This window comes from Streptomyces sp. NPDC002577, from assembly GCF_053594815.1.
This window is the reverse complement of the sequence record NZ_JBSFWK010000042.1, coordinates 70,360-79,709: the sequence shown is the minus strand read 5'-3', so window position 1 is coordinate 79,709 and position 9,350 is coordinate 70,360. Positions and strand designations below refer to the sequence as shown.

11 protein-coding genes and 1 pseudogene are annotated in these 9,350 nt (G+C 70.2%); 6 read left to right on the top strand and 6 right to left on the bottom strand.

Annotation, left to right across the window (positions count from 1 at the left end; all coding sequences use genetic code 11):
• Nucleotides 1-170 precede the first annotated feature (170 nt).
• Nucleotides 171-1,292: a PP2C family protein-serine/threonine phosphatase gene (locus tag ACWD4J_RS35010; RefSeq protein ID WP_451399519.1), complete on the bottom strand. Its 1,122-nt coding sequence runs from the start codon at nucleotides 1,290-1,292 to the stop codon at nucleotides 171-173.
• A gap of 150 nt (nucleotides 1,293-1,442) precedes the next feature.
• On the opposite strand from ACWD4J_RS35010, the pseudogene ACWD4J_RS35005 reads away from it, so the two are divergent.
• The 4 genes and pseudogenes from ACWD4J_RS35005 to ACWD4J_RS34990 form a co-directional block, all read left to right on the top strand.
• Nucleotides 1,443-1,568: pseudogene (locus ACWD4J_RS35005) on the top strand (maleylpyruvate isomerase family mycothiol-dependent enzyme); the annotation flags it as partial.
• A gap of 292 nt (nucleotides 1,569-1,860) precedes the next feature.
• Nucleotides 1,861-3,594: a phosphatidylglycerol lysyltransferase domain-containing protein gene (locus ACWD4J_RS35000; protein WP_451399518.1), complete on the top strand. Its 1,734-nt coding sequence runs from the start codon at nucleotides 1,861-1,863 to the stop codon at nucleotides 3,592-3,594.
• Nucleotides 3,591-3,746 carry a hypothetical protein gene (locus ACWD4J_RS34995; protein ID WP_451399517.1) on the top strand — a complete coding sequence of 52 codons (156 nt, stop codon included), beginning with the start codon at nucleotides 3,591-3,593 and terminating at the stop codon, nucleotides 3,744-3,746. Before ACWD4J_RS35000 ends, ACWD4J_RS34995 begins: the two co-directional genes overlap by 4 nt.
• A 150-nt stretch (nucleotides 3,747-3,896) precedes the next feature.
• Nucleotides 3,897-4,556: an O-methyltransferase gene (locus tag ACWD4J_RS34990; RefSeq protein WP_451399516.1), complete on the top strand. Its 660-nt coding sequence runs from the start codon at nucleotides 3,897-3,899 to the stop codon at nucleotides 4,554-4,556.
• 180 nt (nucleotides 4,557-4,736) lie between these two features.
• Here ACWD4J_RS34990 and ACWD4J_RS34985 read toward each other — a convergent pair whose 3' ends face one another.
• Nucleotides 4,737-4,904, bottom strand: a complete 168-nt coding sequence (locus ACWD4J_RS34985) for a hypothetical protein (RefSeq protein ID WP_451399515.1) — start codon at nucleotides 4,902-4,904, stop codon at nucleotides 4,737-4,739.
• Between the two features lie 83 nt (nucleotides 4,905-4,987).
• Complete coding sequence (locus ACWD4J_RS34980; protein ID WP_451399514.1) at nucleotides 4,988-5,953, bottom strand: pirin family protein; 966 nt, start codon at nucleotides 5,951-5,953, stop codon at nucleotides 4,988-4,990.
• 246 nt (nucleotides 5,954-6,199) lie between these two features.
• Here ACWD4J_RS34980 and ACWD4J_RS34975 point away from each other — a divergent pair, with 246 nt between their 5' ends.
• The gene (locus ACWD4J_RS34975; protein ID WP_451399528.1) at nucleotides 6,200-6,496 is read left to right on the top strand and encodes a tetratricopeptide repeat protein; all 297 of its coding nucleotides are present in this window, start codon (nucleotides 6,200-6,202) and stop codon (nucleotides 6,494-6,496) included.
• 21 nt (nucleotides 6,497-6,517) lie between these two features.
• Here ACWD4J_RS34975 and ACWD4J_RS34970 read toward each other — a convergent pair whose 3' ends face one another.
• Nucleotides 6,518-7,945, bottom strand: coding sequence for a dihydrolipoyl dehydrogenase family protein (locus ACWD4J_RS34970; protein ID WP_451399513.1), 1,428 nt, complete (start codon nucleotides 7,943-7,945; stop codon nucleotides 6,518-6,520).
• Nucleotides 7,946-8,125: 180 nt separating this feature from the next.
• Between ACWD4J_RS34970 and trxA the strand changes: the two genes are divergently transcribed.
• Complete coding sequence (trxA, locus tag ACWD4J_RS34965) at nucleotides 8,126-8,512, top strand: thioredoxin (RefSeq protein ID WP_451399512.1); 387 nt, start codon at nucleotides 8,126-8,128, stop codon at nucleotides 8,510-8,512.
• A gap of 19 nt (nucleotides 8,513-8,531) precedes the next feature.
• On the opposite strand, the gene ACWD4J_RS34960 is transcribed toward trxA, so the two are convergent.
• Nucleotides 8,532-8,813, bottom strand: coding sequence for a hypothetical protein (locus ACWD4J_RS34960; RefSeq protein ID WP_451399511.1), 282 nt, complete (start codon nucleotides 8,811-8,813; stop codon nucleotides 8,532-8,534).
• 86 nt (nucleotides 8,814-8,899) lie between these two features.
• Nucleotides 8,900-9,082 carry a hypothetical protein gene (locus tag ACWD4J_RS34955; protein WP_451399510.1) on the bottom strand — a complete coding sequence of 61 codons (183 nt, stop codon included), beginning with the start codon at nucleotides 9,080-9,082 and terminating at the stop codon, nucleotides 8,900-8,902.
• Nucleotides 9,083-9,350 lie beyond the last annotated feature (268 nt).

The following is a 9,350-nucleotide window of genomic DNA, read 5'->3' as shown; positions in this document are numbered from 1 at the left end:
AGCTATCTCGCCGGACTCCACCTGCGCGCCTCGATGATCTGGCTCAAAGACCTCACCCGGACCACCCATTGATCACGACTCGATACGCGCCCTAGTCGCGCAGGTGACCACCCCGAACGGCACGTTGCAGCTCGCCGAAACCGTAGGTCCGCCCTGTCTCTGAGCCCGGTTCAGACTGCCATGCGGCGGATCGCGACCACGGCCGCGTCGTCATTCAGATGGCCGCGGACGTGAGCCAGCAGGTCGTCCCGCAGGAGACGCAGCAGCTCCTCGGGGTCTTCCTTGGTCCACTCGGGCACCCGTTCGGTGAAGGGGTAGAAGACGCCGTCGGCATTGCGTGCTTCGATGACGCCGTCCGTGTAGAGGAGCAGCAGATCGCCGACCTCGAACGGGAACGTCTGGACGTCGTACTCGGCGATGCGGAAGAGCGCGCCGTACCCGATCGGAAGGTGGCTCGCCTCGGGCACGAGCGTGGTGATGCGATGCCCGTGGAGCACGAGCGGTGGTGGGTGGCCGCAGGCGATGAGGTGGACCACCGCATCGTGGTCGGGGATGTCGAGCAGCAGGGCGGTGGCAAAGTCCTCGCTCGCGTCCTGCTCCCCCTCTTCTCGCCACTGTTTCGTGTCCCAGCGCAACGCCGCGTCCAGGTGGACGGCCAGGCGTGGCAGCGTGGCCTGCCGATGGGCGGCCGCGCGAAAGGCGCCCAGCAGCAGGGCGGCGTTGTTGATCGCGGCCAGACCGTTGCCGCGTACATCGCCGATCAGGAGCCGGGTGCTGTGATGGGCGGTCCGCGAGGCCGCGTACAGGTCTCCGCCCAGGTCGGCTTCCTCCTCGGCCGGGAGGTACAGGCCCGCGATCCGCAGCGGGCCACTGCGCACGGGCAGCGGCTGCAGCAGGACACTCTGCGCGGCTGCGGCCACCGACCGCACCCGGTGCAACTGCCGCTCGCGCCGACTCCGCACCACGCAGAAGGCGACACAGAGGATGGAGACGACGACCAGGGCAGCGATCTGGGCCTGCACGTTGGCAGTGGACAGGGCTCCTCTGAGCACCCCGATCAGCACCTGTGCCGCTACCGCGAGCACCCCCATCAGCGCCGTCACGCGAGCGCCGGCGATGGCCACCGTGATCGCGGGAGCCGCTACCAGCAGCGGGGCGAGATGGATGTTCGCCGGAGTCAACACATCGGCCACACAGACCGCGACGATCAGCCCCAGCGGGATCACCATCAGCGCGGGCGCATGACCCGGCCGCCAGGAAGGCCGGAATTCCATCCACGGTCGAATGACCATGCCACAAGCCTTGCACCTTGCACCTACCTCCGCCGACGGGTGCCGCTCCGGCGCCGGGATTCGAGGGGCCTCGCCGCAGGATCGCCGTACGTCCGATGTACGAGGCGCGGACCCAGCCCCGCCGGGCGGCGCGACCGGCGCGTTCGGGCCGTGAGCCCGCAGCCGCCGGGCCGCCCGGACTGCACCATCCTGACCGAGCCGGTCACCTTCCTGCTCATGGCGCTCGGCCGCCGCGAGCCGTGGGGCGCCATCGCGCAGGGTCGCGTCCTCGCCTGAGGCCGCAAGCCCTGGCTCGCTCCCCGCTTCCCGACACTCTTCACCGCCCCCTGAATTCAACAGGTACCGCGTGACGGGGGCGGAGATTTGCCGTCCGCGGGACTGCTCACGTCTGCGCGCTGTGAGTGATGCTTAAGGAGTCATAGACCTGTGCCGCGGCAGTCGTGCCGTCCGTTCTCCCAGTCCCGGTCTGCCGGTGTCCGGCCTCTCGAGGTGACGATCAGTCGTGTCAGTACAGCAGCCAGCACGGCCCACGGAAGAGAGGGGACCGCGGTCACGTCGGAGTGTCCATATGACAGCTCCGCTCCGCTACCGTTCGCGGTTGGGCAAGGGGGCAGCGGACGCCACGGTCTGGTATCTCCGTCTGGTCGCGCTGCTCAATCTGGCGGCGGTCGTCTCGGTGCCGTTCCGCGAGGAAGTGCGCGAACACAACGTCGGTGAGTACTTCACCCCGTATCTGGCCACCGCGGGCCTGGTCTCGGCGGTACTGGCGTTGTTCCTGGCCGTCGTGATGCGGCGCCGCAAACGGGCCGCGTGGATCTTCAACATGCTGCTGGCCGGGCCTCTGTTCGCCCTCTACGTGCTGGCTCTCACGCAAGAGGAGTACCGCGAGCACGGCTTCAACTGGTTCTCCGTCGTTCTGACCGGTCTGTTCGTCCTGGCGTTGCTGGTGGGGCGCAAGGAGTTCCGGGCAGTGGGTGACCGCTCCAACGTGGGACTGGCATTGGCGGTCCTGGTCGGCGGCATCCTGGTGGGCGGTGCCATCAGCACTCTGCTGGTGAAGGTCACCAACCGGCTGTCGGGGGCATCTCTGGAGGACCTGATCTTCTACGCCCTGCTGCGTGGTGTGAGTGTCGGTCCGCTCGCTGACCGGTTCACCACCGTGGACGCTCCACGTTGGGTGGATGTGCTGATCAACGTGCTGATCGCGCTGATCTTCCTCCTTGTGCTGTACGCGTGCTTCCGCGCTCCGCGCGGTCGCGAGCGTCTCGGCGAGGAAGACGAACAGCGCCTGCGCGTGCTTCTCGAGAAGCACGGTGAACGCGACTCGCTCGGCTATTTCGCACTGCGCCGGGACAAGGCCGCCATCTTCTCGCCGAGTGGCAAGGCCGCGATCGCCTACCGGGTGGTCGGCGGTGTCACCCTCGCCTCCGGCGACCCGATCGGCGACCCGGAGGCATGGCCGGGCGCCATCGAGGAGTGGCTGAAGGAGGCACGCCTGCATGCCTGGGTGCCCGCCGTGGTGGGCGCAGGTGAGGAGGCCGGCACCATATACGCTCGCCACGGCCTGGATGCCCTGGAACTGGGGGACGAGGCCGTCGTGGACCGCGCCGAATTCACCCTCGGCGGGCGGGCCATGCGCGGTGTCAGACAGGCCTGCAACCGGGTCCGTCGGACCGGGTACACCGTGCGCTTCCGTCGGCACGAGGACATTTCTGAGACGGAGATGGCCGCTCTGATCGACAAGGCGGACTGGTGGCGGGACAGCGAGACCGAGCGCGGCTTCTCGATGGCCCTTGGACGTCTCGGCGATCCGGCCGACGGGCGTTGCGTGATGGTCGAGTGCCACGACAGCGAAGGGAGGCTCCGGGCGCTGCTGAGCTTCGTGCCCTGGGGCGACAAGGGGCTCTCGCTGGATCTGATGCGACGGGACCGCAGCTCTGACAACGGACTCATGGAATTCATGGTCGTCGAACTGTTGCTGCGCGCCCAGGAGGTCGGCGTGGAACGGCTGTCACTGAATTTCGCGATGTTCCGATCCGTCTTCGAACGCGGCAGCCGGCTGGGTGCCGGGCCGGTGCTGCGCCTGTGGTGTGCGGTGCTGACCTTCTTCTCGCACTGGTGGCAGATCGAGTCGCTGTACCGGGCGAATGCCAAGTACCGGCCGGTCTGGGAGCCCCGCTATCTGTTGTTCGAGAAGAGCGGTGAGCTCCCGCGCATCGGCATCGCCAGCGCCCGCGCGGAGGGATTCATCGCCACACCGAGCCTGCCCGCCCTCTTCCGCCGTCGGCGCACGTCCGCATGAATCGACCCACCTCCGGCTTCGGCGCGCCGTCGGCCGTCGAGCCCCTCCTGGAGAGGTCGGCGAAGGAGTCGTCGTGGCCCACGGCGGCCACGGTGAGCGCGGTGGCCGCGCTCCCGGCGAGTCAGGCACGGCGATTCCCATATGTCTTCTGAGTGTTCGGGCGTCCGTAGGCGATTCGCGAAGGCCTATACCGGAATGTGCCTGAACGGCTGCGGCCATTGCGACACCATAGATCCCCTACGTGTGATCGATATATCGTGATACTACTTTGAGCGTATCGATGGACCGACCCTGGAGCGAGGATGCCCACCGAGAATCCCAGCAGTCCGCTTCACGACCCCCAGGTCGCAGCCGTGCTCGACCGACTCCAGGCCGAACGTCGCCGACCCGCCGGGGGCGGCCCGCGCGGCGGCCTGGACACTCGCGACCCGCACGCGTACGCCGACATCGGCTTCTCGATCCACCCTGGTCAAGGCGACCTCATCTACCTTCTCTGCCGGGCGATCGGCGCGACCAGGGTCGTCGAGTTCGCCACATCCATCGGTGTGTCCACGATCTACTTCGCCGCTGCGGTCCGTGACAACGGCGGCGGGACGGTGATCGGCTCTGAGATCGTGCCGGAGAAGGCGGCCACCGCCCGGCGCAACCTGGCTGACGCCGGATTGGCCGACCTCGTCGACCTGCGCGTCGGCGATGCCCGAGAGACACTGCGCGACCTCGGCGGGGCCGTCGACTTCGCGCTCATCGACGGCTGGCCCGTGAGTACGGGCCCCACCCTGGCACGCCAGGTGATGGAGATCATCGCGCCCCAACTGCGCGTCGGCGCGTTCGTGATGAACGACAACGCCGAGCCCGACTACCTCGAGTTCGTACGCGATCCGGCCAACGGCTTCCGATCGATGTCGTTGCCCCTCAAGGGTTCGACTGAGCTGTCGGTGAAGGTGGATGCACCCGCGGGGTGATTCGCCGCCGGAAGGGCCTCGCCCCCCGTCCGTCCGGGCGGCGCTCGCCGTCGCGGCTGCCAGGCGGACAGCCGACGGGTGCCCCGCCCACCACACGGATGCGGTGATCAAGGCGCCCGGGCCGACCTCCTCGCTGTGCTCTTCGCCGGGCGGCGCGGGGCGCTGGATGCCGCCATGGCCTCAGCCGGCGGCGCCGCGCCTGGGGACCGGGTGCTCGACGTCGAGTGCGGCCCCGGGCACTTCGCCCGCCGGCTCGCCGAAGTCGTAGGCCCGCGGGGCGAGGTCGTCGGCGTCGACCCCTCGGGAATCGAGGATGGCCCCGCCGAAACCTACAGGCTGTGGCGCCACGCCCGACCCGGCTGGCAGACGAGAGGCACGCGGGTCGAGGGGAGCGCTCGACCCGAGAAGCCACTCGCCTGCATTCCCTCAGGTCAGCGGACCCTTCCGCGCGGTTTCAGCGGCACAGGCGGGAGTTCGGGAGCCGGCAGCCGACCGCCGTCGTACCCCTTCACCTCGCCGAACCGAGAGCCCGTCATCCAGTCCGAACGGGCCTGCTCGATCTCCTCCTGCGTACGCCCGATGAAGTTCCACCACATGATGAGTTCTTCCTCGAACGGCTCACCGCCCAGCAGCATCAGGCCCGCGTCCGACTCCGCGCGCAGCGGCAGTTCGGAGCGGCCGCAGCCGAGGTAGAGCATCGAGCCGGGCAGGACGGGCACGCCGTCGACGTGGGCCTCGCCGGACATGGACAGCACGGCGTACTCGAAGTCGGGCTCCAGCGGGAGGCGTACGTCGGTGCCGCTCGTGAGGGCGAGGTCGGCGCCGACGATCGGGGTGTAGGTGGAGCCCGGTGAGGTGGCGCCGTCGAGGGAGCCGAGGATCAGCGTGGCGGTGAGGCCGGGGGCCGTGACGGTGGGCAGCTCCGGGTGGTACTCGAAATGCGGGGCGATGTGCCGGTGGGTGTCGGGGAGGGCGACCCACAGTTGGGCGCCGTGCAGGAAACGGGGGTGCTGCCTGGGGCTCTCCTCGGAGTGGCTGATGGCCTGCCCGGAGGTCATCAGGCCCAGCTCGCGCGGGCGGATCGTTTGGAGGCTGCCGGTCGAGTCGCGGTGCAGGACCTCTCCGTCGTGCAGCCAGCTGACCGTCTGCAGGCCCATGTGCGGGTGCGGCGGGACCTGCATGCCCGGCTCGTCGGCGATGTCGTCGGGACCGTAGTGGTCGACGAAGGCCCAGGCGCCGACCATGCGGCGGCCCAGGTTGGGCAGCAGGCGGCGCACCTCGGTGGATTCGCCGAGCTTGACCCGCCGCGGGCTGAGGAGTTCGCGCACCGGTTCGGCGACGACGAATCCACGGCCGCCGCAGAGGGCGGGAACTGCCTCACGGTCGAGATTGCTCATGGCGCCCAACCTAGACCCGACGGGGCCGCCGCGTCAGTCGCGCCTGTAGTGGAATTTCTGACCATCAGGGGTGGTTACGGCCGATCGAGGAGGTCGGAAGTCGACATGGAGTTCGTGAGCGGTACGGAGCACATGACCGGTACGGAGTACGCGGTAGGTACGGAGTACGTGGGCGGTTCGGGGTACGCGGGCGACGCGGAGTACTACGGGCACGGAACGGCCGCGGAGCGCTGGGAGCGCGCGCAGATGTTCTTCGACGCCAAGGAGTACACGGCGGCCGCGCGGATCCTCGACGGCCTGGTCGCCGAGGTCCCGGAGCAGGTCGCGCCGCGCCTGCTGCTGGCGCGCGCGTACTACCACTCGGCCCAGCTGCGCCGCGCCGAGACGGAGCTGCGCGCGGTCCTGGAGCGTGACCCGGTCGAGACGTACGCCCGGCTGATGCTGGGCCGTACGCTGCAGCGCCAGGGTCGCAACGCGGACGCGGAGCCCCATCTGCGGATGGCGGCCGCGCTGTCGGGCGACTTCACGGCCGGCCAGGCGTAGCCGCGCCCGCTGCAGTGGCCGCTACGCGTCCCGGTACGCCTCCAGGAGGCGCAGCCACACCTCGCTGATCGTCGGGTACGACGGGACCGCGTGCCACAGGCGGTCGATCGGGACCTCGCCGGCCACCGCGATGGTCGCCGAGTGGATGAGTTCACCGACGCCCGGGCCCACGAACGTGGCGCCGAGCAGTACCTCGCGGTCGAGGTCGACGACCATGCGGGCGCGGCCCCGGTAGCCGTCGACGTAGAGCCCGGCGCCGGCCACGGCTGCGATGTCCTGGTCGACCGCGCGTACGCGGTGGCCTGCGCGTTCGGCCTCGGCGAGGCTGAGGCCGACCGCGGCCGCCTCCGGGTCGGTGAAGACGACCTGCGGTACGGCGGCGTGGTCGGCGGTGGCCGCGTGGGCGCCCCAGCGGTCCGTCTCGAGGAGCGGCACGCCCTGCGCCCGCGCGGCGATGGCGGCGCCCGCGATGCGTGCCTGGTACTTGCCCTGGTGGGTCAGGAGCGCGCGGTGGTTGACGTCCCCGACCCCGTAGAGCCAGGAGCTGCCCTCGACGCGGAGGCTGTCGTCGACGGACAGCCATGACCCGGGCTCGAGGCCGACGGTCTCCAGGCCCAGGTCGTCGGTGCGCGGGGCGCGGCCGGTGGCGAAGAGGATCTCGTCGGCCTTGATGCGATCGCCCCCGGACACCTCGACCGTGAGCGTGGTCCCGTCCCGGACCACGGCGGTCACGGATGTGCCGGTCCGTACGTCGGCGCCGGCTTCCTTGAGCGCCTCCGCGACGAGCTCCCCGGCGAAGGGCTCCATGCGCGGCAGCAGTCCCCCACCGCGTACGAGCACGGTGACCTGGGAGCCGAGTGCCTGCCAGGCCGTGGCCATCTCGGCGGCGACGACTCCGCCGCCGACCACCACGAGCCGGCCGGGCACATGGTGCGCGCTGGTGGCCTCGCGGCTCGTCCAGGGGCGGACCTTGTCGAGACCCGGAAGGTCGGGGACGACGGCGCGGGTGCCGGTGCAGACGGCCACGGCGTGCCGGGCGGTGAGCAGGTGCTCCGTGCCGTCGGGTGCGGTGACGGCGACGCGGCGCGGGCCGTCGAGGCGGCCGCGGCCGCGGTAGAAGTGCGCTCCGATGCCGTCCAGCCAGGCGACCTGCCCGTCGTCCTTCCAGTGCGATGTGTACTCGTCGCGGTGGGCGAGCACGGCCGGCGTGTCGAGCGGGCCCTGCACGGCAGCCCTCAGCCCCGCGGTGCGCCGGGCGTCCGCGCGGGCGATGACCGGCCGCAGCAGCGCCTTGCTGGGCATGCACGCCCAGTACGAGCACTCACCGCCGACCAGCTCGCTCTCCACGACCGCGGTGCTCAGCCCCGCCGCGCGTGTTCTGTCCGCGACGTTCTCCCCTGTCGGTCCCGCACCCAGCACTACGACGTCGTACGCGATGGCTTCGGTCATACGGGCCAGTCTGGTGCCAGGTGTGCCGTCAGGCCACACGGGTACGTGCGCGGAATACGTCGACTGCGCACGCGGTTATGGACGGCTGACTACGCGTGGTCGTGGACAGCGGCTTCGCCCCCGGCCGGGAGGCGCGAGGCCGTCCCGCCAGGAACCCCGACCAGGAAGAGGGAACATCGCATGAGCAGCACCGTGGAGCTGACGAAGGACAACTTCGACCAGATGGTCACGGACAACGAGTTCGTCCTGATCGACTTCTGGGCGTCCTGGTGCGGGCCGTGCCGGCAGTTCGCCCCGGTCTATGAGAAGGCCGCGGAGAGCAACCCCGACCTGGTCTTCGGCAAGGTCGACACGGAGGCGCAGCCGGAGCTGGCCGCGGCCTTCGGTATCCAGTCCATTCCGACGCTCATGATCGTCCGGGATCAGGTCGCGGTGTTCGCCCAGCCCGGGGCGCTGCCCGAGGCCGTTCTGGACGACGTCATCGGGCAGGCCCGCAAGCTGGACATGGACGAGGTCCGCAAGTCGATCGCGGAGCAGCAGGAACAGCAGGGCCCGCAGGGGAGCTGAACCGACGGACGGCGTCCCCTCAGCTGCCGGGAGCCGTCAAGCGGTGGACCGTGGCCGTCTGCAGGGCGCCCTCACGGCCTGACGGCGTGATCGCCCGGCCGTCTCCGTAGAGCGAGAGCCGGGGCAGGGTGCGCAGGATCTGCGGGGACGGCGTGCCCGGGATCTCCCGGACGCCGATCAGGCGGTCCGCGGGTCCGGCGGACGGAACCCCGGGTACCGACGTGGCCTGGTGGCCGGTGCAGGACGTGCCGAGCGCCAGAACGGTGACGGCCAGTGCCGCGGCTCTCAGGGCGGTACGCATGCGCATGGGACGGTCACACGGGACCTTCCGGTTCCGTGTGACCGTCCCTTCGTTCATGTGCCGGTGCCTTTCCGGGGCTGTGGGGGTCAGGACTTCGTCAGCGTGTACGTGCCGCTGCCCGCCTTGTTGACGACCACGAGTCCGTGGCAGCCCGCGGGCAGGGTGACGGTGACCGACTCCGGTTGGCCGGGGCCGGCCGTCGTACCGCTCTCCGTGGCCCCGGAGCGGGAGGCCACGTTGTCGGACCCCGCTCGGTCCGCGTCGAACACGAAGAGCTCCGCGTCCTGGCCCGGATCGGACGGGGTCGCGGTGTACGTGGCCTTCTCGTCGGCCGACAGGCAGATGTCCCAGACGGCGGCGAGGCGGTCCGCGCCGAGGGTGACGGACGGTGAGCCGGTGAAGATGCCCTCGGTCTCGTCGGCCTCGATCCGGTAGGGGCCGGTTCCGCTGACGTCGTTGACTCGCGGGTAGTAGTCACCCAGCTCGCGGCGGTTGGATACACCCGTCCGATGGTGGCAGGACCGTTCACAGCTTTCT

Bases quoted from the DNA above. Each gene is read 5' to 3' on its own strand.
- ACWD4J_RS34980 (WP_451399514.1), bottom strand. From the start codon at position 5,953: ATGAGCAATCTCGACCGTGAGGCAGTTCCCGCCCTCTGCGGCGGCCGT.
- ACWD4J_RS34995 (WP_451399517.1), top strand. From the start codon at position 3,591: ATGAATCGACCCACCTCCGGCTTCGGCGCGCCGTCGGCCGTCGAGCCC.
- ACWD4J_RS34990 (WP_451399516.1), top strand. From the start codon at position 3,897: ATGCCCACCGAGAATCCCAGCAGTCCGCTTCACGACCCCCAGGTCGCA.
- ACWD4J_RS34970 (WP_451399513.1), bottom strand. From the start codon at position 7,945: ATGACCGAAGCCATCGCGTACGACGTCGTAGTGCTGGGTGCGGGACCG.
- ACWD4J_RS34960 (WP_451399511.1), bottom strand. From the start codon at position 8,813: ATGCGTACCGCCCTGAGAGCCGCGGCACTGGCCGTCACCGTTCTGGCG.
- trxA (WP_451399512.1), top strand. From the start codon at position 8,126: ATGAGCAGCACCGTGGAGCTGACGAAGGACAACTTCGACCAGATGGTC.
- ACWD4J_RS35000 (WP_451399518.1), top strand. From the start codon at position 1,861: ATGACAGCTCCGCTCCGCTACCGTTCGCGGTTGGGCAAGGGGGCAGCG.
- ACWD4J_RS35010 (WP_451399519.1), bottom strand. From the start codon at position 1,292: ATGGTCATTCGACCGTGGATGGAATTCCGGCCTTCCTGGCGGCCGGGT.
- ACWD4J_RS34975 (WP_451399528.1), top strand. From the start codon at position 6,200: ATGTTCTTCGACGCCAAGGAGTACACGGCGGCCGCGCGGATCCTCGAC.